The organism is Streptomyces sp. 1114.5, from assembly GCF_003635085.1.
In the GTDB taxonomy this organism is placed as follows: Bacteria; Actinomycetota; Actinomycetes; order Streptomycetales; family Streptomycetaceae; genus Kitasatospora.
Genome location: NZ_RBXE01000002.1, coordinates 151094 through 170925, shown reverse-complemented (window position 1 = coordinate 170925; position 19832 = coordinate 151094). Strand labels below are relative to the sequence as shown.

Below are 19832 nucleotides of genomic sequence, written 5' to 3'. Positions count from 1 at the left end.
CCACCCCGATGACGACCGAGGCCACGCCCGAGGCCATGACCGAGGCCATGACCGAGGCCACGACCGAAGGCGGGGCCGCCCCCACCGCCCGAACGGTCTGGGCCCGCCGCATCACCGACGGCGTCGAGCCGAAGAACGTGATCATCGCCCTGCTCCCGCTGCTGGGCGGCCTGCGCTACGGCCTGCCCGGCGTCGGCTGGGCACTGTTCGCGATCCTGTTCGCGGCCGTCATCCCGACCCTGTTCATCCGGCGCGGCATCCGCAAGGGCACCGTGGCGGACCGCCACGTCGGCCACCGGCAGCGCCGGCTGACCGTCCTGCCGTTCATCATGGGCTCGGTGCTGCTCAGCTTCGCGGTGATGATCCGGCTGGACGCCCCCGCCGACCTGACCGCCCTGGTCCTGGCGATGTTCGCCTCGCTGGTCCCGATCCTGGTGATCACCGCCTGGTGGAAGGTCTCCGTGCACACCGCCGTGACCGCCGGCGCGGTGGTCTGCCTGGCCATCGCGCTCGGCCCGCTCTGGCTGCTGCTCTCCCCGCTGGTCCCGGTGGTCGGCTGGTCCCGCGTGGTGCTGCGGGACCACACCGTCGCCCAGACGGTCGTCGGCACGGCGGTGGGCGCACTCACCGCCGGGCTCACCTTCTGGGCCGCCCGCTAGGGCCACCAGCGTCTAGCGGATCGGCATCCCCGAGATCGCCCGGGCGATCACCAGCCGCTGGATCTCGCTGGTCCCCTCGAAGATCGTGTAGATCGCACTGTCCCGGTGCATCCGCTCCACCGGGTACTCCCGGGTGAAGCCGTTGCCGCCGAGGATCTGCATCGCCTGCGCCGTCACGTACTTGGCCGTCTCGCCCGCGTACAGCTTGGACATCGAGCCCTCGGCGGCGGTGAACGGCTGGTTGTTGGCCGCCATCCAGGACGCCCGCCACACCAGCAGCCGGGCCGCGTCGATCCGGGTCTTCATGTCGGCGAGCTGGAAGGCCACGCCCTGGTTGTCGATGATCGGGCGGCCGAACTGCTCCCTGGTTCCGGCGTAATCCAGCGCCACCTCGTACGCGGCCCGGGCGATGCCGATGGCCTGCGCGCCGACGGCCGGGCGGGAGGCCTCGAAGGTGGCCATCGCCGCGTTGCCCTTGCCGCCCGGGCGCTTGACGCCCTCGCGGGCCCGGGCCAGCCGCTCGTCCAGCTTCTCCTTGCCGCCGAGCAGGCAGCTGCCGGGCACCCGGACGCCGTCCAGCACGACCTCGGCGGTGTGCGAGGCCCGGATGCCGTGCTTCTTGAACTTCTGGCCCTGGCTCAGCCCGGGCGTGCCCGGCGGGACGACGAAGGAGGCCTGCCCCTTCGCCCCGAGCGCCGGGTCGACGGTGGCGACCACGACGTGGACGGCGGCGATCCCGCCGTTGGTGGCCCAGGTCTTGGTGCCGTTGAGCACCCACTCGTCCTTGGCCTCGTCGTACACGGCCCGGGTGCGCAGCGCGGAGACGTCGGAGCCGGCGTCCGGCTCGGAGGAGCAGAAGGCGGCCACCTTGACGTCGTCCGGGGTGCCGAACATCTGCGGGGTCCAGGTGCCGATCTGCTCGTCGGTGCCGTTGGCCAGCACCGCGACGGCGGCCAGCGTGGTGCCGACGATGGACAGCCCGATGCCGGCGTCGCCCCAGAACAGCTCCTCCATGGCGATCGGGATGCCGACGCCGGAGGGGTCGAAGTACTGCTGGGCGTAGAAGTCCAGCGAGTAGATGCCCAGCTTGGCGGCCTCCTGGATGACCGGCCAGGGGGTCTCCTCGCGCTCGTCCCACTCGGCGGCGGCGGGGCGCATGACGTCGGCGGCGAAGCCGTGCAGCCAGTCGCGTACGGCGAGCTGGTCCGCGCCCGGGTCCAGCGAGAACGTGCTGCTCATGGTGCTTGCCTCCGAAGACGTGTGCGGCCGACCAGGGTGTTACCTCCGGTAACATCGACGGAGTCTGCTACTGATTGGTAACCGGTGTCAACGGCCCTGACCGGTGACGACCCCCCAGATCCACCCCCGAATCCGAGGAGCAGCGCATGTCCCGAGAGCCCCGCCGCGAGCAGCTGCTCAACGCCGCCGACCGGGTCATCCAGCGCGAGGGGCCGAGTGCCAGCATGAACGCCATCGCCGCCGAGGCCGGCATCACCAAGCCGATCCTCTACCGGCACTTCGGCGACCGGAACGGCCTGATCAGAGCCCTGACCGAACGCCACACCAGCGGCCTGCTGACCGCTGTCCGGGCCGCCCTCGCCGAACCGCTGGAGCGCCGCGACCGGGTCGAGCACGTGCTGGACACCTACCTCGCCGGGATCGAGGCCCGCCCCCAGGTCTACCGACTGCTCACCCACCCCGAGCCGGGCGACCCGAGCGGCGCCGGCAACGCACTCGCCCCCGCCCTGCGGCAGATCGCCGAGGAGATCACCCGCGCCGTCCAGAGCCAGATCGACCTCGGCGCCGACCGCGACCTGCTCGCCGAGGCCTGGGGCCGGGGCATCACCGGCATGGTGCTGGCCGCCGGGGACTGGTGGCTGGAGTCCAGGCCCTGCTCGCGCACCCGGATGGTGCAGGCCCTGGCCGACCTGCTCTGGGGCCGGCTGGCCGCCGCCGCCGACCTGCCGACCGCCGTCCTGCCGGCCGCCCCCACCGAGCCCACGGCCCCGGCAGCGGACTGAACTCACCGGAACTCCCTTGCCGTGCACGATCTTTGTGCACCCGACTCTGGTGCGCACGACCCTTGTGCCGCCGAGGGCGAGCCGGGCATCATCGGGCCCCCACCCACCCCGCCGTGCGAGGTCCCCGATGCGCCTGCGCCGCACCGCCGTCGCCCTGCTGCTCGCCGCCACCGCCACCCTGACCACCGGACCGGCTCACGGCGCCCCGACCCCGGCCCCGGCCCCGCAACCGGCCGCGGCCCAGCCCGCGAGCCCGACCGCGGCCCCGGCCCACGGCGGGTACCAGGACCGCTTCCCCACCGGAACGGCCACCGCCGCGGACGGCCGCACCTCACTCACCGACGCCCAGGGGCGGCAGCTCCGACTGCGCGGCTTCAACCTCGACAAGTACGCCGAGGCCACCGCGGCCGACCTCGACGCGATCGCCGGGCAGGGCTTCACCCTCGTCCGGCTGCCGGTCTCCTGGACCAGGCTGGAGCCCACCCGCGGCCGCCTCGACCGGACCGAACTGCGCCGCCTGCACCAACTCCTCGACCGGGCCGACCGTTTGGGCCTGCTCGTCCTGGTCGACTTCCACCAGGACGTCTACGGGCCGAAGTTCGGCGGCGGCACCAACGGCATCCCGGTCTGGGCCACCCGGGACGACGGCCTGCCCTTCACCCCGGACCCGGACGACTGGTTCGCCGGCTACTTCCAGCCCGCCGTCCAGGCCGCCTTCCGCCACCTCTACGACGACCCCGACCTGCGCGCCTGGCAGGCCGACTTCTACACCCGGCTCGCCCGCGAACTACGCGGCCACCGCTCGCTGTTGGGCTACGACCTGTTCAACGAGCCGTTCGGCCCGGTGGACGGCGACCCGAGCGACCCGGCCGTCCTGGCCGCCGCCTCCGCCGTCCTGGAACAGGGCCGGCTCGCCGACATGTACGGCCGGCTGATCACCGCGGTGCGCCGAGTCGACTCCCGTGCCTGGCTGTTCGTGGAGCCGACGGTCCTGGTCGGCCAGGGCGTGCCCACCCGGCTGCCCGGCTTCACCGACCCGCGCCCCGGCGCACCCCGGCTCGGCTACGCGCCGCACTTCTACGACACAGCGGTCGAGAACGGCGCCGACTGGGATCCGGCGGCAGGCTTCGTCGAGCAGTACACCGCCGCGATCACCGGCTACCCGGCCGCCCACCGCCTGCCGGTCCTGGTCGGTGAGTGGGGCCCGCCGAACTCCCGTACGCCGGGCAACCGTCAACTGGTCTCCCGGCAGGTCGCCGCGATGGACGGCTTCGCCGAGGGCTGGACGATGTGGTACTGGTGCCGGGGCACCGGCGGCTACTGCGCGCTCGACCCGGCCGGGCGGCCCGCCCCCGGCGACGAGCCCGCCTTCGGCCCGTACCCGGCCGCCGTCGCCGGCACCGACGTCCGTACCGAGACCGGCACCGAAGGCGGCACCGCGGGCGGCACCGTCCGCTGGAGCGCCGACGGCACCGGGCACAGCAGCGAACTCCTCCTGCCGCCGTCCGCGTTTCCGCGCGGCGTCCGGGTCACCGTCTCGCCCGCCAACGCCCGCGTCGAGGTCGAGCAGCCCGCGGACGGACGCGCGGGAACCGTACGGATCCGGCTCCCGCACGCCCGTCCGGGCACCCCGGTGACGATCACGCTCCGACCGGAATGACCCGGAACCGGAACGACTCGAACCGAACTGATCAGACGAGCCCCCGGCGGGCCAGCAGCGGCCCGGTCTCCGGCGCCCGGCCGACCACCGCGCGGAAGGACTCCAGCGGGTCCCGGCTGAACCCGCGCGCCAGCAGCTCGCGCCGGAACGTCTCGCCGCTCTCCCGCACCGTGCGCCCGTTGCCCTCGAACCACTGCACGGTGTCGGCGTCCAGCACCTCCGACCAGATGTAGGCGTAGTACGCCGCGCTGTAGCCGCTGGCGAAGATGTGCTGGAAGTACGCCGTCCGGTAGCGCGGCGGCACCGCGTCCACCGCGATCCCCGCCGCGGCGAGCGCCCGCGCCTCGAACTCCTCGGCGTCCGCGACCTCCTCGCCCTGCGGCACGGTGTGCCAGGCCCAGTCCAGCAGCGTGGCCGCCAGGTACTCCACCGTCCGGAAGCCCTGCCCGAAGCCCTCGGCCGCCGTCATCCGCTCGACCAGCTCGGCCGGCAGCGGCTCCCCGGTCTCGTGGTGACGGGCGTAGTTGGCCAGCACCTCCGGGCGGACCATCCACATCTCGTTGACCTGCGAGGGGAACTCGACGAAGTCCCGCGGCACCGAGGTGCCCGAGAACCGCGGGTAGCGCACGTCCGAGAACAGCCCGTGCAGCGCGTGCCCGAACTCGTGGAAGAGCGTGCGCACCTCGTCCCAGGACATCAGTGCCGGCTCGCCGGACGCCGGCAGCGGGATGTTGAGGGTGTTCAGCACCACGGGCCGCTGCCCGGTCAGCCCGGACTGCGCGACCAGCGAGTCCATCCAGGCGCCGCCGCGCTTGGACGCCCGGGCGTGGAAGTCGCCGATGAACAGGCCCAGCGGGGTGCCGTCCGCCTCGAACACCTCGAAGACCCGCGCGTCCCGGTGGTGGGCCGTCAGGTCCGGCCGCTCGGTGAAGCGCAGCCCGTACGCCAGCTCCGCCGCGAAGAACACACCGTCGCGCAGTACGCGCTCCAGCTCGAAGTACGGGCGCAGCGCCGCCGCGTCGACCTGGAACGAGCTCTGCCGGACCTTCTCCGAGTAGTACGCCCAGTCGTGCGCGGCGATCTCCTCGATGCCGTCCTCGGCCGCCGCCTTGGCCAGTTCGGCGGCCTCCCGGCGGGCGTTGGCCACGGCCGGCCCGACCAGCCGGGACAACAGACCGGAGACGGCCTCGACGGTGCCGGCAGTCTCGTCCGCCACCACGTACGCGGCGTGGCTCGGGTGCCCCAGCAGCCCGGCCCGCTCGGCGCGCAGCGCGGCCATCCGGATCGCCAGCGGGCCGTTCGTCTCGACGCCCCGGCCGAGCGAGGCCGCCAGCAGCCGCTCACGCACCGACCGGTCGGCGAGCTGGGCCAGTTCGGGCTGGCCGGAGGTGTTCTTCAGGCTCAGCACGTACTTGCCCTCGTGGCCGAGCACCCGCGCGTTCTCCGCGGCGCCGGCGATCGCACCCTCGTCCAGCCCGGCCAGCTCGGCCGCGGAGTCCAGGACCAGCGCGGCGGCCCGGGTGGCGGCGTTGACGTTCTGCTGGAAGGTCGTGCCGAGCGCGGCGAGTTCGGCGTTCAGCTCGCGCAGCCGGGCCTGCTCCGCCTCGCCCAGCCGGGCTCCGGAACGCTCGAAGCCGGTGTACCAGCGCTCCAGCAGCCGCAGCGACTCCGGGTCCAGGCCCAGCTCGTCGCGACGCCCGTACAGCTCCTCGATCCGGGCGAACAGCGCGCGGTCCAGGTGGATCGCGTCGTGGTGGGCGGCGAGCAGCGGGCTCACCTCGGCGTCCACGGCGTCCAGCGCGTCGGTGGTGTCGGAGGAGACCTGGTTGCGGAACACCACGTCCACCCGGCGCAGCAGCTCCCCGGAACGCTCCAGCGCCACCAGGGTGTTCTCGAAGGTCGGCGCGGACCCGGTGGCCGTGATCGCCGCGATCTCGGCCAACTGCTCGGCCATCCCGCGCCGGTACGCGGGCAGGTAGTGCTCCTCACGGATCTCGGCGAAGGGCGGCAGTTCGTATTCCAGCGTGCTGGGCCGGAAGAACGGGTTCTCGGTCATTCCGCCGACCCTACGCGGTGTCACCCGCCCTGCCCATGTGCCCCTCCTCCCGTTGTCGTACCCACCCGTTAACGTCGACCCGGACGAATGTCGCCCCGCACGCCCGCACCCGCAGACCGAACACTCGCACCCCTACCCCTAGACCCGCACACCCGTGTCCACACGCCCGCGCCCGTAGCCGCACGCCCGACCGCGCGCCGGAGAGGAGCAGCCCCCGTGGCCCCCAGAACGGCCCTCGTGCCCGACCCGCACGGCCCCGGCGGCCGGCTCCAGCCGCTGGACGACGCGGGCGTGCCCCTCGGCCCGCCCGAGGCCGTCCGCGACCTCGCCGCCGCCGTCGCCGCTCGGGAGGCCGCCGAGCAGACCCGCTGGGTCTGGGCCGCCGCCGACTCCGGCTACGCCCCGCTGCTGCCGCGGCTCCCCGACCGGCTCGCCCGCTGCCACGACCTGCGGCTGGTCGAGGCCCTGCTGCTGGCGCACGAGGGCCGGTTCGGCGCGCCCCGCTCGCTCGGCGCCGCCTGGTCCCGGCTGCGCGGCCTGCCCGTCCCCGAGGACCTGCCCGAGCCCGGCCTCGCCGACGCCGACGACGGCCAGGACACCCTCTTCGCCCCCGACCGGATGCAACTTCCGCCCGGCGCCGACCCGTTGGCCGCCGTGGTCGCCGTCCACGCCGAGCAGCAGCGCCGGATCGCGGCCATCGCCGACCCGGCCGCCCGGCAGCGGTTCCGGTTGCTGGTCGCCGCCGAGTCGGCCGGCGCCCTGGTGGCCGCCGAGATCGCGCACGACGGCCTGCCCTGGCGCTCCGACGTCCACGACCGGCTGCTGACGGATCTGCTCGGCCCCCGCCCGACCGTCCCCGGCACCCAGCCCAGGCTGCTCGCCGACCTCGCCCACGAACTCCAACAGGCCCTCGGCGGCAAGCCGTTCAACCCCGACTCGCACACCCAGGTGCTGCGCGCCTTCGCCGAGGCGGGCATCCAGCTCGGCTCCACCCGCTCCTGGGAGCTCAAGGGCATCGACCACCCGGCCGCCCGACTGCTGGTCCGCTACAAGGAGCTCTCCCGGATCCACGTCGCGCACGGCTGGGCCTGGCAGGACGCCTGGGCCCGCGGCGGCCGCTTCCGGCCCGAGTACGTGGTCGGCGGCGTGGTCTCCGGCCGCTGGGCCAGCCGCGGCGGCGGCGCCCTGCAGATCCCGCGCATCCTGCGCCGGGCCGTGGTCGCCGACCCGGGCTGGCTGCTGGTGGTCGCCGACGCCGCCCAGCTGGAGCCCCGGGTGCTCGCCGCACTCTCCGGGGACGCCGGGCTGGCCCGCAGCGCAGCCGGCGGCGACCTGTACGAGGCGCTGGCCGCCACCGCCTTCCAGGGCGACCGGGACAAGGCCAAGCTCGGCCTGCTCGGCGCCATGTACGGGCAGACCGGCGGCGACATCGGCCCGCTGCTGAACACCCTGCGCCGCCGCTACCCGGCCGCGATGGGCTACGTCGAGGCCGCCGCCCGCACCGGCGAGGACGGCGGCGTGGTCGCCTCCCGGCTCGGCCGGGTCTGCCCGCCCGCCTCCGCCGACTTCCTCGACCTCACCGAGGCCGACACGGCGGGCGAGTCCGGCGGGCGCACGGCCCGCGCCCGCGGCCGCTTCACCCGCAACTTCGTCATCCAGGCCAGCGCCGCCGACTGGGCCCTCGCCCTGCTCGCGGCGCTGCGCCGACGGCTGAACGAGCTGCCCGCAACCGGCCCGGCGGACCGCCCCCACCTGGTGTTCTTCCAGCACGACGAGGTGATCGTGCACACCCCGGCCAACCTCGCCGACGAGGTCGCCGCCGCCGTCGACGCGGCCGCCGACGAGGCCCGCCGGCTGGTGTTCGGCGACACCCCGGTGCGCTTCCCGCTCAGCACGGCGGTGGTGGACTGCTACGCGGACGCCAAGTGAGCCCTTCCGAAGCGGGCCCTACAGCTTCCGGAAGCCCCGCGCCTCCTCGGCCGCCGCGACCACCTCGGCCAGCCCCGCCCCGGTCGAGGCGGTGACGGCCGCGGCCACCGCGCCCTCCACGAACGGCGCGTCCACCAGCCGCACGCCCGGCCGCGGCTCGTCCTCCAGCACCGTGACGGCGGTGAGCACCGAGCTGCCGAGGTCCGGCAGCACGACCACGCCCGCCCCGCCCTCCGCCTGCGCGATCGCCCCCGCGATCAGCTCGTAGCTGGTGCCGAGCCCGCCGTCCTCCGTACCGCCCGCGACCACCACCCGCACACCGTCCGAGGCGAGTTCGCCCAGCAGCTCGCGCAGCCCCTCCGCGAGCCGGGCGCTGTGCGAGACCAGAACAATGCCCACGTTTCCGCTCATGCCCGCGACCCTACGGCCCGCTCCCACTACTCCGGGCGAGTGACCGGGATCCCGCGTGTCGTACCCCGTGCCCGGACCCCCCGTCTGGCGTAGCGTCGGGTCCGGAGCCCGTCCCGCGCGACAGTCCCCGCCGGCGTCCGCCGCCGTAGCGTCCTCAGCAAGCCCACCAAGGCCACCAAGGGAGCGAAGAGCGTTGAAGAAGCTGATCAACACCCCGGAGAGCGTCCTGGAGGACGCCCTGGCCGGAGTCGCCGCCGCCCACCCCGAGCTGACGGTGGACATCCCGAACCGGGTGATCACCCGGGCCGTCCGCCCGGCCGGGCCCAAGGTCGCGCTGATCTCCGGCGGCGGCTCCGGCCACGAGCCGCTGCACGGCGGCTTCGTCGGCCCCGGGATGCTCGACGCCGCCTGCCCCGGAGAGGTGTTCACCTCCCCCGTCCCGGACCAGATGCTGGCCGCCGCCAAGGCCGTGGAGAGCGGCGCCGGGGTCGTCTTCGTCGTGAAGAACTACACCGGCGACGTGATGAACTTCGAGCTCGCCGCCGAACTCGCCGCCGAGGAGGGCCTGGAGGTCCGCACCGTCCTGGTCAACGACGACGTCGCGGTCGAGGACTCCACCTGGACGGCCGGCCGCCGCGGCACCGGCGCGACCGTCCTGGTGGAGAAGACCGCCGGCGCGCTGGCCGAGCGCGGCGCCCCGCTGGACGAGGTGGCCGCCCTGGGCGAGCGGGTCAACGCCGCCTCCCGCTCCTTCGCCATCGCGCTCTCACCCGCCACCGTCCCGGCCGCCGGCAAGCCCGGCTTCGACCTGCCCGAGGACGAGATCGAGGTCGGCGTCGGCATCCACGGCGAGCCCGGCCGCCGCCGCGAGAAGCTCCGCCCGGCCCGCGAGCTGGCCGCCGAGGTGGTCGAGACCATCCTGACCGACCACCACCTGACCCCGGGCGACGAGGTGATCGCCCTGCTCAACGGCCTGGGCGCGACCCCGCTGCTGGAGCTGTACGTCGTCTACGGCGAGGTCGCCGCCCGGCTCGCCGAGCGCGGCATCACGGTGGCCCGCAGCCTGGTCGGCAACTACGTCACCAGCCTCGACATGGCGGGCTTCTCGCTCACCCTCACCAAGGCCGACACCCAGCTGCTGGAACTCTGGGACGCCCCCGTCGACACCCCCGCCCTCAAGCGGGCCTGAGGAGGATTCGCGATGGACTTCGACACCCCGCTGGCCGAGGCCTGGGTCCGCGCGATCGCCGCGGCCGTCCAGAAGGAGCAGGCCCGGCTCACCGAGCTGGACTCCGCGATCGGCGACGGCGACCACGGCAGCAACCTCCACCGCGGCTTCACGGCCGTCCTCACCGCCCTCGACGGCCTCGATCCGGCCGGGCCCGGCGCCGTCCTCACCAAGACCGGCACCACCCTCATCTCCAAGGTCGGCGGCGCCTCCGGCCCGCTCTACGGCAAGGCCTTCCGCGCCATCGGCACCGCCCTGCCCGAGCCCGCCGCCCCGGCCGCCCTCGCCGAAGCCCTCGCGGCCGGGCTCGACGCCGTCCGCCTCCTCGGCAAGGCCGAACCCGGCGACAAGACCATCGTGGACGCCTGGACCCCGGCCGTCGCCGCCTTCCGCGCCGCGGCCGCCGCCGGCGCCACCCTCCCCGAGGCCGCCGCCGCAGCCGCCGACGCAGCCGACCAGGGCGCCCGCGACACCGTCCCCCTCCAGGCCCGCAAGGGCCGTGCCTCCTACCTCGGCGAACGCAGCATCGGCCACCAGGACCCCGGCGCCACCTCCACCGCCCTCCTCTTCCGCACCCTCGCCGACACCACCGCCTCCTGACCCGGCACCCATCCTCCCGAGAGCCCGACCCCACCCCAGCCCCGCGCGGCGGAACCTCACTCGTCCGTCCGCGTGATCAGCAACAACAACGCGTCGTCCCGCAGCTCCCCACCCGTGTGCGCCAGCAGGTCCGCGTACACCCGCCCCACCGCCGCCTCCAGATCCCCCGCCGAGCGCGCAGCGCCCCGCACCAGCGGTCCCACCCGCTCCGCCAGCGGGTAGAACTCCCCGCTCTCGCGGTGCCGCGCCTCGATCACCCCGTCCGTGCAGAGCACCAGCACGTCCTCCGGCCCGAACGGCTGCCCCCAGGTGGTCGGCTCCCCGGTGGCCAGCCGGCCGAGGCCCAGCGGCACCCACGGGTCGGGCGCGTCCAGGACGTGCGCCCGCCCTTCGCCGTCGACCCTGATCGGCGGCACGTGCCCGTACTGCAGCAGTTCCATCACCCCCGGTGTCCGGAACTCCGCGAACAGCGCAGTGGTGAACTCCCCGTCCGGCACGTGCCGTTCGACGCTGGCCTCGATCCGCGCCGCGACGCCCCGCAGCCCGGACTCGTCGTACGCGGCTTCGCGGAACGCGCCCAGTACCACGGCCGCGGTCTGCACGGCGGCGAGCCCCTTGCCGCGGACGTCCCCGACCGCGACGCGGGTCCCGTGCGGCGTTTCCAGGACGGAGTACAGGTCCCCGCCGATGTGCGAGGCGTCGGCCGCCGACACGTACCGGACGGCGAGCCGCAGCGGCCCGACGGCCGGTCCGGGCAGCCGCAGCAGGGCCCGTTGGGCGGCCTCGGCGACGGAGCTGACGGCCGCGAAGGCGGCCGCGCGGCGCATCCGGAGTTTGGCGACCCAGGCCGAGAACAGGGTCACGACCAGGTAGCTGACCATCGCGCCGTAGAGGAAGCGCGCGTCGTTGATGTTGTCGACCTCGTCGTAGTGGCTGAGTCCGAAGACGGCGATCAGCCCGAGCGCGCAGACCGAGAGCAGTTCGCGGGGGCGCAGGGTCAGGGCCGCGATGGTCGGCACGACGGTCATCAGCGGCGCGAGGTAGCGGTCCTTGCCGGAGAGGAGGTCCGCGAGCCCGACCAGCAGGACGGCGAGCAGGGCGGGGGTGGCCCGCCGCCAGAACGGGATGTCCTGGAGGTCGGCGGCGAGCAGGGCGCCGCGCTGCCGGCCCGGTGACAGTCCGGCTGCCGTGGGAGCCGAGGGTGACTGGGCGCGGCGGAACGAGAACACATATCGAACATAAGGGACGATCTGCGCCGTCACCCACCCGCCGTGTCGCCTACGATGCGTTGCACCTCCCCCGCCCCTTCCTGGGACCTTCCTGGAATACCCCAGAGGGGTATGGTGTTCTCATCATAGGAATCACCGTAGGAACAGCGCACGGATCCGTGCAGGAACCAGCGCACGCACCCGCACCAGACCTCCCGGAGGCCCCGATGTCCAGCACCATCACCTACACCGTGTCCGGCATGAGCTGCGGCCACTGCGAGAAGGCGATCAGCGAGGAGCTCTCCGCCCTCACCGGCGTCACCGAGGTCGCCGCCGACTCCAAGGCCGGGACCGTGACGGTCTCCTCCGCCGCACCGTTGGACGACGAGCAGGTCCGCGCCGCCGTCGACGAGGCCGGCTACGAGCTGGTCGGCCGCAGCGCCTGAACCCGTCGAGCGGTGGGGCCGGACCAGCGGCCCCGCCGTCCGCCCCCACCGAGGAGCTGATCCGCATGAGCACGTCCGCCCCCGACGTCGAGGCCCGGGACCGGGTCGAGCTGTCGATCGGCGGGATGACCTGCGCCTCCTGCGCGGCCCGGATCGAGAAGAAGCTCAACCGGATGGACGGCGTCGAGGCCACCGTCAACTTCGCCACCGAGAAGGCCCGGGTCGACTTCGGCCCCGGGACCACGGTCGAGGACCTGATCGCCACGGTCGAACGCACCGGCTACACCGCCGAGCTCCCGCCGCCCCCCGCGCCCGCCGCCCCCGCACCGTCCGGCCGCACCGACGCCGCCACCACCGCGCCCGAGCAGCCCGCCGCCGACCCGCTCCTGGACCGGCTGCTGATCAGCGCCGTCCTCAGCGTCCCGGTGGTGCTGCTGTCGATGGTCCCGGCCCTGCAGTTCACCAACTGGCAGTGGCTGGCCTTCGCCCTCACCGGCCCGGTCGTGGCGTACGGCGGCCTGCCGTTCCACCGCGCCGCCTGGACCAACCTCAGGCACGGCGCCGCCACCATGGACACCCTGGTCTCGCTGGGCACCCTGGCCGCCTTCGGCTGGTCCTTCTGGGCACTGTTCTGGGGCCACGCCGGCATGCCCGGGATGCGCCACGAGGTCTCCCTCACCATCGGCGACACCGACGCCTCCGCCACGCTCTACCTGGAGACCGCCGCGGCCGTCACCGTGCTGATCCTGCTCGGCCGCTTCCTGGAGGCCCGCTCCAAGCGCCGGGCCGGCGCCGCCCTGCACGCCCTGCTCGACCTCGGGGCGAAGGAGGTCGCGGTGCTCCGGGACGGCCGCGAGGTGCGCCTGCCGGTGGAGGGGCTGGCCGTCGGCATGCGCTTCGTGGTCCGCCCCGGCGAGAAGATCGCCACCGACGGCCTGGTGGTCGAGGGCAGCTCCGCCGTGGACGCCTCCATGCTCACCGGCGAGTCCGTCCCGGCCGAGGTCACCGTCGGCGACACCGTCACCGGCGCCACCGTCAACGCCGGCGGGCGCCTGGTGGTCGAGGCCACCCGGGTCGGCGCCGACACCCAACTCGCCCGGATGGCCAAGCTGGTCGAGGCGGCGCAGAACGGCAAGGCCGCCGCCCAGCGCCTCGCCGACCGGATCTCCGCCGTCTTCGTCCCCGTGGTCATCCTGATCGCCCTGGCCACCCTGGTCGGCTGGCTGCTGGTCACCGACAGCCCGACCGGGGCCTTCACCGCCGCCGTGGCCGTCCTGATCATCGCCTGCCCGTGCGCCCTGGGCCTGGCCACCCCGACCGCCCTCATGGTCGGCACCGGCCGCGGCGCCCAACTGGGCATCCTGATCAAGGGCCCGGAGGTGCTGGAGTCCACCCGCACCGTGGACACCATCGTCCTGGACAAGACCGGCACCGTCACCACCGGCCGGATGACCCTGCTCGCCGTCCACACCACCGGCGCCACCACCGAGGCCGAGGTGCTGAGCCTGGCCGGCGCCCTGGAGCACGCCTCCGAGCACCCGATCGCCGCCGCCATCGCCGCGGCCGCGCTCGCCGCCGAGCCCACCGGCGAGCTGCCGAAGGTCGAGGGCTTCCGCGCGGTCCCCGGCCGGGGCGTGGAGGGCCGCGTGGCGGGCCGCACGGTCGTCGCCGGGCACGAGGCCCTGCTCGCCGACCGGGCGCTGCACCTGCCGCCCTCCCTGGCCCGCGCCAAGGCCGCCGCCGAGGCGGCCGGCCGCACCGCGGTCGCGGTCGGCTGGGACGGCGAGGCGCGGGCCGTCCTGGAGGTGGCCGACGCGGTCAAGCCGACCAGCGCCGAGGCGGTCACCCGGCTCCGCGCGCTCGGCCTGCGCCCGGTGCTGCTGACCGGTGACAACCGGCTGGTCGCCGAGGCCGTGGCGGCCGAGGTCGGCATCCCGGCCCGGGACGTGATCGCCGAGGTGCTGCCCGAGGACAAGGTCGGGACGGTCAGGCGGCTGCAGGCCGAGGGCCGGGTGGTGGCGATGGTCGGTGACGGCGTCAACGACGCGGCCGCGCTCGCCCAGGCCGACCTCGGTCTGGCGATGGGCACCGGCACCGACGCCGCGATCGAGGCCGGCGACCTCACCCTGGTCCGCGGCGACCTGCGCTCCGCCGCCGACGCGATCCGGCTCTCCCGCCGCACCCTCGGCACCATCAAGGGCAACCTGTGCTGGGCCTTCGGCTACAACGTGGCGGCGATCCCGCTGGCCGCCGCCGGGCTGCTGAACCCGATGATCGCGGGGGCCGCGATGGCCTTCTCCTCGGTCTTCGTGGTCACCAACAGCCTCCGGCTGCGCCGCTTCCGCCCCGCCTGACCCGCCCGGCCCCCGACAGCACGAAGGCTCCGGACCGACACCCGGTCCGGAGCCTTCGCCGCGCGTCAACGCCCCAGCAGCTCGCCGCCGTTGCAGTGCAGGATCTCGCCGGTGATGAACCCGGCCTCGGGCGAGGCCAGGAAGTGCACGGCCGCCGCGACCTCCCCGGTCTCGCCGATCCGGCCGAGCAGGGTGCGCGCCGCCCGCCGGGCGACCTCGGCCTCGTCCAGCCGGGGCCCGAAGAACTCGGTGCCGCTGACCGTCCCCGGCGCGACGATGTTGGCGGTGATGCCCGAGGTGCCCAACTGGGCGGCCAGGAAGTGGTTCCAGGCGTGCAGCGAGGCCTTCGCCGCCCCGTACGAGCCGGCCCCGCGCAGGGCGGCGATGGAGCTGATGGTGACGACCCGACCGGAGCCCGGGGTGAGCCGGTCGCGGACCGACTCGGTGAGCAGCACCACGGTCAGCACGTTGCGCTCGAAGTCGCCGCGCCAGCGGGCCAGCAGGGCGTGCGGCCCGCCGCCGACCACGGTCTCGCGGCTGCCGGCGTTGTTGACCAGGATGTCGATCCGCTCGGGCAGTTCGCGCAGCGCGGACTCGACGTCGTCCGGGTCGGCGAGGTCGCACACCAGCGGGGTGACGTTCGGCCCGAGGTCGGCTGCGGCCTTCTCCAGGACCGCGCGTCGGCGGCCCACGATCACCACCTGGTCGTCCACCTCGGCGAAGCGCCGCGCGACTTCGTACCCGATTCCCGTGCCACCGCCGGTGACGACGACGTTCCTGGCCATCTGCGCACTCCCTCCCCAGGTCCGCCGCCGCGCTGCGAGTGCGCGGCGGTCCGTACCGGAATGCCACGATTCCTATCACGCTCGGTTGCCGTGACTGCGGGGAGGGTGACGTCCCGCGCGAGAGAAGGTGTGATATGGGCGGGGTACGACGCGCACACGGAGCGTGGCGAGAGGCAGCTCACACCCCCCGGGCGTAACTTCTCGCGCCCTGGTACGTCTTAGGTTGGTAGTGCGGCAGTTTTCCGGTGGGTGGGAACGCGATGAACGGCAACGCGTCCCCTGCGCTTCCACCGCCTGCCGCCGACGGGGCTCCGGCGGGCCCCGGGAACGGTCGTCGCCCTTGACGGCCTTCGCGCACGGCGCCGGGGTTCTGGCGGGCCAGGGACGCTTTGAGCGGCCGTCCCCGGTTGCGGCCGGCCCCGGAGTCGTGCGTCGTACGGTTCCGTCCCCACGGCGGACCCCTCCGGGGGCCCGCCGCGGGGACGCGATGGGGCCCGGCCGCTCGGCGGCCGGGCCCCTCTTCGCTACTGCCGGACCACTGCCGGGTCAGCGACCGTCGAGCGGGACGTAGTCGCGGATGGCGGTGCCGGTGTAGATCTGGCGCGGACGGCCGATCCGGCTGGTCGGGTCGTTGATCATCTCGTGCCAGTGGGCGATCCAGCCCGGCAGCCGGCCGAGGGCGAACAGCACGGTGAACATGCTGGTCGGGAAGCCCATGGCGCGGTAGATCAGGCCGGTGTAGAAGTCCACGTTCGGGTAGAGCTTGCGCGAGACGAAGAAGTCGTCCTTGAGCGCGTGCTCCTCCAGCTTGAGCGCGATGTCCAGCAGCTCGTCGCTCTTGCCGAGCTGGCCGAGGACCTCGTGCGCGAGCAGCTTGACCTGGGCGGCGCGCGGGTCGAAGGCCTTGTAGACCCGGTGGCCGAAGCCCATCAGCTTGACGCCGGCTTCCTTGTTCTTCACCTTCGTGATGAAGGCGTCGACGTCGCCGCCGTCCTTCTGGATGCTCTCCAGCATCTCCAGCACGGCCTGGTTGGCGCCGCCGTGCAGCGGGCCCCACAGGGCCGAGATGCCGGCCGAGATCGAGGCGAACAGGTTGGCGTGGCTGGAGCCGACCAGGCGCACCGTGGAGGTCGAGCAGTTCTGCTCGTGGTCCGCGTGCAGGATGAGCAGCTTGTCCAGGGCGTTGACGACGACCGGGTTGAGCTCGTAGTCCTCGGCGGGGACCGCGAAGGTCATCCGCAGGAAGTTCTCCACGTAGCTGAGGTCGTTGCGCGGGTAGACGAAGGGCTGGCCCATCGCCTTCTTGTACGCGTACGCGGCGATCGTCGGCAGCTTGGCGAGCAGGCGGACGGTCGACAGGTGGCGCTGGGCCGCGTCGAAGGGGTTGTGGCTCTCCGGGTAGAACGTGGAGAGCGCACCGACCACCGAGGACAGCATGGCCATCGGGTGGGCGTCCCGCGGGAAGCCCTGGAAGAAGCGCTTGACGTCCTCGTGCAGCAGGGTGTGCTGGGTGATCTCGCGGTTGAACTCCGCCAGCTGGTCCGCGTTGGGCAGCTCGCCGTTGATCAGGAGGTACGCGGTCTCGATGAAGCCGCCCTGCGAGGCGAGCTGCTCGATCGGGTAGCCGCGGTACCGCAGGATGCCGTTGTCGCCGTCCACGAAGGTGATCGCGGACTTGTACGCGGCGGTGTTACCGAAGCCGTTGTCCAGGGTGACCAGGCCGGTCTGCGGGAGCAGCTTCGAGATGTCGAAGCCGGCGTTGCCCGCAGTGCTCTCGACGACGGGGTATTCGTACTCGCCGTCCTGGTACCGCAGTACTACCGAGTTGTCGCTCACGTCTTCCTCACCGACGAAATGAATCCTCTTCCAAGGTGCCCTGACTGTCTCTACCATCCCCCATCCGGAGGACAGTCGCGCACCCGGGGTGGCCCGAAAGGGCCCGCCCCTACAAAACCTGCAGCCGCAGCCGGTACGAACCGGACAAGATCGGCACCACTCTAGGCTCTGCCGTAAATCTCTTCACGTCAAGAGAACTTTAGAGGCAACCATCCTGTTGGATAATCATCCAGTAGCCAGTCGATGATCCAGCGCGGTATGCCTCCGACCAGCACTGACGGCCCGAACGGCCTGCGCGATCGCCTTCCGTGACCCGACCAGCACCACGAGTTTCCGTGCCCTGGTCACGGCGGTGTAGAGCAGGTTCCGCTGGAGCATCGTCCACGCGGACATGGTGACCGGAATCACCACCACCGGGTACTCGCTGCCCTGCGAGCGGTGGATCGTCACCGCGTACGCGTGCGCCAGCTCGTCCAGCTCGTCGAAGTCGTACGCCACCTCCTCGTCCTCGTCGGTCAGCACCGTCAACCGCTGGTCGTCCACGCTGAGGGCGGTCACCACCCCCACCGTGCCGTTGAAGACGCCGTTACGCCCCTTGTCGTAGTTGTTGCGGATCTGCGTGACCTTGTCCCCCACCCTGAACGTGCGGCCGCCGAAACGACGTTCGGCCAGCCCCTCCCGGGCCGGCGTCACCGCCCCCTGCAGCAGCGTGTTCAGGTTGCCCGCGCCGGCCGGGCCCCGGTGCATCGGCGCCAGCACCTGGACGTCCCGGCGCGGATCGAAACCGAACTTCTGCGGGATCCGGCGCGCCACCACGTCCACCGTCAGCCCGGCCGCCCGCTCCGCGTCGTCCTCCGCGAACAGGAAGAAGTCCGCCAGACCCTCCGTCAGGGGCGGCCTGCCCTCGTTGATCCGGTGTGCGTTGGTCACCACGCCCGACTGCTGCGCCTGCCGGAAGATCCTGGTGAGCCGCACCGACGGGATCGGCCCGCCCTCCGCCAGCAGGTCCCGCAACACCTCCCCCGCACCCACCGAGGGCAGCTGGTCCACGTCCCCCACGAAGAGCAGGTGAGCGCCCATCGGCACCGCCTTGACCAGCTTGTTCGCCAGGATCAGGTCCAGCATCGAGGCCTCGTCGACCACCACCAGGTCCGCGTCCAGCGGCCGGTCCCGGTCGTACGCGGCGTCCCCGCCCGGCTTCAGCTCCAACAGCCGGTGGACCGTCGAGGCCTCCACCCCGGTCAGCTCCGCCAGCCGCTTCGCCGCCCGGCCGGTCGGCGCCGCCAGCACCACCTTGGCCCGCTTCGCCAGCGCCAGCGTCACGATCGACCGCACCGTGAACGACTTGCCGCAGCCCGGACCGCCCGTCAGCACCGCGACCTTCTCGGTCAACGCCAGCCGCACCGACTGCTCCTGCTCCGGCGCCAGCTCGGCCCCGGTCCGCTTCGCCAGCCACTCCAGCGCCACCGGCCAGTCCACCGACCCGAACCACGGCATCCGGTCCGCGTCCGAACGCAGCAGCCGCGTCAGCTGGTTGGCCAACGAGATCTCCGCCCGGTGGAACGGCACCAGGTACACCGCGGTAACCGGCTCCCCGCCCTCCCCCGGCACCGCCTCGCGCACCACCCCCTCGGTCGCCACCAGCTCCGCCAGGCAGTCGATCACCAGGCCGACGTCCACCTGCAGCAGCTTCACGCCGTCCGCGATCAGCCGCTCCTCCGGCAGGAAGCAGTGCCCCTGGTCGGTGCTCTGCGACAGCGCGTACTGCAACCCGGCCTTCACCCGCTCCGGACTGTCGTGCGGGATCCCCACCGCCTGGGCGATCCGGTCCGCCGTCAGGAAGCCGATGCCCCAGACGTCCGAGGCCAGCCGGTACGGCTCGTTCTTCACCACACCGATCGAGCCGTCGCCGTACTGCTTGTAGATTCGCACAGCCAGTGAGGTCGACACCCCGACCCCCTGCAGGAAGACCATCACCTCCTTGATGGCCTTCTGCTCCTCCCAGGCCGCCGCGATCTTCTTCGTCCGCTTCGGCCCCAGCCCCGGCACCTCGATCAGCCGGCCCGGCTCGTTCTCGATCACCTCCAGGGTGTCCACCCCGAAGCGCTCCACGATCCGCTCGGCGAACCGCGGCCCGATCCCCTTGATCAGCCCCGAGCCCAGGTACCGCTGGATGCCCTGCACGGTGGCGGGCAGCACCGTCGTGTAGTTCTCCACCGTGAACTGCCGCCCGTACTGCGGGTGCGAGCCCCACCTGCCGTGCAGCCGCAGCGACTCCCCGACCTGCGCACCCAACAGCGCACCCACCACGGTCAGCAGGTCGTTCCCGCCCCGGCCGGTGTCGACCCTGGCCACCGTGTAGCCGGTCTCCTCGTTGGCGTACGTGATCCGCTCCAGCACGCCCTCGACCTGCGCGAGCTGGCGCGGCTGTTGACCCGCCTGCGCCTGCGCCTGCGCCTGCTTGCTCACCGGGCCCCCTTCGACCGGTACGGGTGGATCATTCCGCTACGCACCGTACCGCCCGGCCCCGACAAGCCCACACCCCCGGACCCGGCCCCGGCTCGACCCCCGAACCCGCATGCGAACCCTGCCGTGCAGCGCCCCCGCCGAGGTGCCAGGCTGGGAGGAGCCGAGGGGGA

Annotated in this window: 15 protein-coding genes; 8 read left to right on the top strand and 7 right to left on the bottom strand. The window is 73.4% G+C overall.

The window, feature by feature from the left end:
- Positions 1-8 precede the first annotated feature (8 nt).
- The gene (locus BX285_RS24185) at positions 9-659 is read left to right on the top strand and encodes a hypothetical protein (protein ID WP_259470761.1); all 651 of its coding nucleotides are present in this window, start codon (positions 9-11) and stop codon (positions 657-659) included.
- Between the two features lie 12 nt (positions 660-671).
- Here the strand turns inward: BX285_RS24185 and BX285_RS24180 are convergent, their stop codons facing one another.
- The gene (locus BX285_RS24180; RefSeq protein WP_121178009.1) at positions 672-1898 is read right to left on the bottom strand and encodes an acyl-CoA dehydrogenase family protein; all 1227 of its coding nucleotides are present in this window, start codon (positions 1896-1898) and stop codon (positions 672-674) included.
- 146 nt (positions 1899-2044) lie between these two features.
- Here BX285_RS24180 and BX285_RS24175 point away from each other — a divergent pair, with 146 nt between their 5' ends.
- Together BX285_RS24175 and BX285_RS24170 are read left to right on the top strand one after the other, a co-directional pair.
- Positions 2045-2680 carry a TetR family transcriptional regulator gene (locus BX285_RS24175; RefSeq protein ID WP_121178006.1) on the top strand — a complete coding sequence of 212 codons (636 nt, stop codon included), beginning with the start codon at positions 2045-2047 and terminating at the stop codon, positions 2678-2680.
- 127 nt (positions 2681-2807) lie between these two features.
- Positions 2808-4340 carry a cellulase family glycosylhydrolase gene (locus BX285_RS24170; RefSeq protein ID WP_121178004.1) on the top strand — a complete coding sequence of 511 codons (1533 nt, stop codon included), beginning with the start codon at positions 2808-2810 and terminating at the stop codon, positions 4338-4340.
- A 31-nt stretch (positions 4341-4371) separates the two neighbouring features.
- Here the strand turns inward: BX285_RS24170 and BX285_RS24165 are convergent, their stop codons facing one another.
- Positions 4372-6396 carry a M3 family metallopeptidase gene (locus tag BX285_RS24165; RefSeq protein WP_121178001.1) on the bottom strand — a complete coding sequence of 675 codons (2025 nt, stop codon included), beginning with the start codon at positions 6394-6396 and terminating at the stop codon, positions 4372-4374.
- Between the two features lie 216 nt (positions 6397-6612).
- Between BX285_RS24165 and BX285_RS24160 the strand changes: the two genes are divergently transcribed.
- A complete protein-coding gene (locus BX285_RS24160) occupies positions 6613-8325 on the top strand; it encodes a bifunctional 3'-5' exonuclease/DNA polymerase (protein ID WP_259470760.1) in 1713 nt (570 codons plus the stop codon).
- 18 nt (positions 8326-8343) lie between these two features.
- On the opposite strand, the gene dhaM is transcribed toward BX285_RS24160, so the two are convergent.
- Complete coding sequence (gene dhaM, locus BX285_RS24155; protein WP_097235969.1) at positions 8344-8736, bottom strand: dihydroxyacetone kinase phosphoryl donor subunit DhaM; 393 nt, start codon at positions 8734-8736, stop codon at positions 8344-8346.
- Positions 8737-8929: 193 nt separating this feature from the next.
- Between dhaM and dhaK the strand changes: the two genes are divergently transcribed.
- Entirely contained in the window at positions 8930-9925 is a 996-nt protein-coding gene (dhaK, locus tag BX285_RS24150) for a dihydroxyacetone kinase subunit DhaK (protein ID WP_097235970.1), read from the top strand.
- Positions 9926-9937: 12 nt separating this feature from the next.
- Positions 9938-10564, top strand: coding sequence for a dihydroxyacetone kinase subunit DhaL (dhaL, locus tag BX285_RS24145; protein WP_121177996.1), 627 nt, complete (start codon positions 9938-9940; stop codon positions 10562-10564).
- Positions 10565-10620: 56 nt separating this feature from the next.
- Here the strand turns inward: dhaL and BX285_RS24140 are convergent, their stop codons facing one another.
- Complete coding sequence (locus tag BX285_RS24140; protein WP_257032382.1) at positions 10621-11793, bottom strand: PP2C family protein-serine/threonine phosphatase; 1173 nt, start codon at positions 11791-11793, stop codon at positions 10621-10623.
- A gap of 206 nt (positions 11794-11999) precedes the next feature.
- Here BX285_RS24140 and BX285_RS24135 point away from each other — a divergent pair, with 206 nt between their 5' ends.
- Together BX285_RS24135 and BX285_RS24130 are read left to right on the top strand one after the other, a co-directional pair.
- Positions 12000-12218, top strand: a complete 219-nt coding sequence (locus tag BX285_RS24135) for a heavy-metal-associated domain-containing protein (protein WP_097235972.1) — start codon at positions 12000-12002, stop codon at positions 12216-12218.
- Positions 12219-12283: 65 nt separating this feature from the next.
- On the top strand, positions 12284-14572 hold the full coding sequence (locus BX285_RS24130) for a cation-translocating P-type ATPase (RefSeq protein WP_121177994.1): 2289 nt from the start codon (positions 12284-12286) through the stop codon (positions 14570-14572).
- 65 nt (positions 14573-14637) lie between these two features.
- On the opposite strand, the gene BX285_RS24125 is transcribed toward BX285_RS24130, so the two are convergent.
- The 3 genes from BX285_RS24125 to BX285_RS24115 all read right to left on the bottom strand — a co-directional run bounded on the left by BX285_RS24125 (position 14638) and on the right by BX285_RS24115 (position 19662).
- Complete coding sequence (locus tag BX285_RS24125) at positions 14638-15357, bottom strand: SDR family NAD(P)-dependent oxidoreductase (protein ID WP_121177991.1); 720 nt, start codon at positions 15355-15357, stop codon at positions 14638-14640.
- A 546-nt stretch (positions 15358-15903) separates the two neighbouring features.
- Entirely contained in the window at positions 15904-17193 is a 1290-nt protein-coding gene (locus tag BX285_RS24120; RefSeq protein ID WP_097235975.1) for a citrate synthase, read from the bottom strand.
- 225 nt (positions 17194-17418) lie between these two features.
- Positions 17419-19662, bottom strand: a complete 2244-nt coding sequence (locus tag BX285_RS24115; protein WP_097235976.1) for an ATP-dependent RecD-like DNA helicase — start codon at positions 19660-19662, stop codon at positions 17419-17421.
- Between the last annotated feature and the right edge of the window lie 170 nt (positions 19663-19832).

Coding starts and splice junctions, on each gene's coding strand:
- BX285_RS24185 (WP_259470761.1), top strand. CDS start 9: ATGACGACCGAGGCCACGCCCGAGGCCATGACCGAGGCCATGACCGAG.
- BX285_RS24180 (WP_121178009.1), bottom strand. CDS start 1,898: ATGAGCAGCACGTTCTCGCTGGACCCGGGCGCGGACCAGCTCGCCGTA.
- BX285_RS24175 (WP_121178006.1), top strand. CDS start 2,045: ATGTCCCGAGAGCCCCGCCGCGAGCAGCTGCTCAACGCCGCCGACCGG.
- BX285_RS24170 (WP_121178004.1), top strand. CDS start 2,808: ATGCGCCTGCGCCGCACCGCCGTCGCCCTGCTGCTCGCCGCCACCGCC.
- BX285_RS24165 (WP_121178001.1), bottom strand. CDS start 6,396: ATGACCGAGAACCCGTTCTTCCGGCCCAGCACGCTGGAATACGAACTG.
- dhaM (WP_097235969.1), bottom strand. CDS start 8,736: ATGAGCGGAAACGTGGGCATTGTTCTGGTCTCGCACAGCGCCCGGCTC.
- dhaL (WP_121177996.1), top strand. CDS start 9,938: ATGGACTTCGACACCCCGCTGGCCGAGGCCTGGGTCCGCGCGATCGCC.
- BX285_RS24135 (WP_097235972.1), top strand. CDS start 12,000: ATGTCCAGCACCATCACCTACACCGTGTCCGGCATGAGCTGCGGCCAC.
- BX285_RS24130 (WP_121177994.1), top strand. CDS start 12,284: ATGAGCACGTCCGCCCCCGACGTCGAGGCCCGGGACCGGGTCGAGCTG.
- BX285_RS24125 (WP_121177991.1), bottom strand. CDS start 15,357: ATGGCCAGGAACGTCGTCGTCACCGGCGGTGGCACGGGAATCGGGTAC.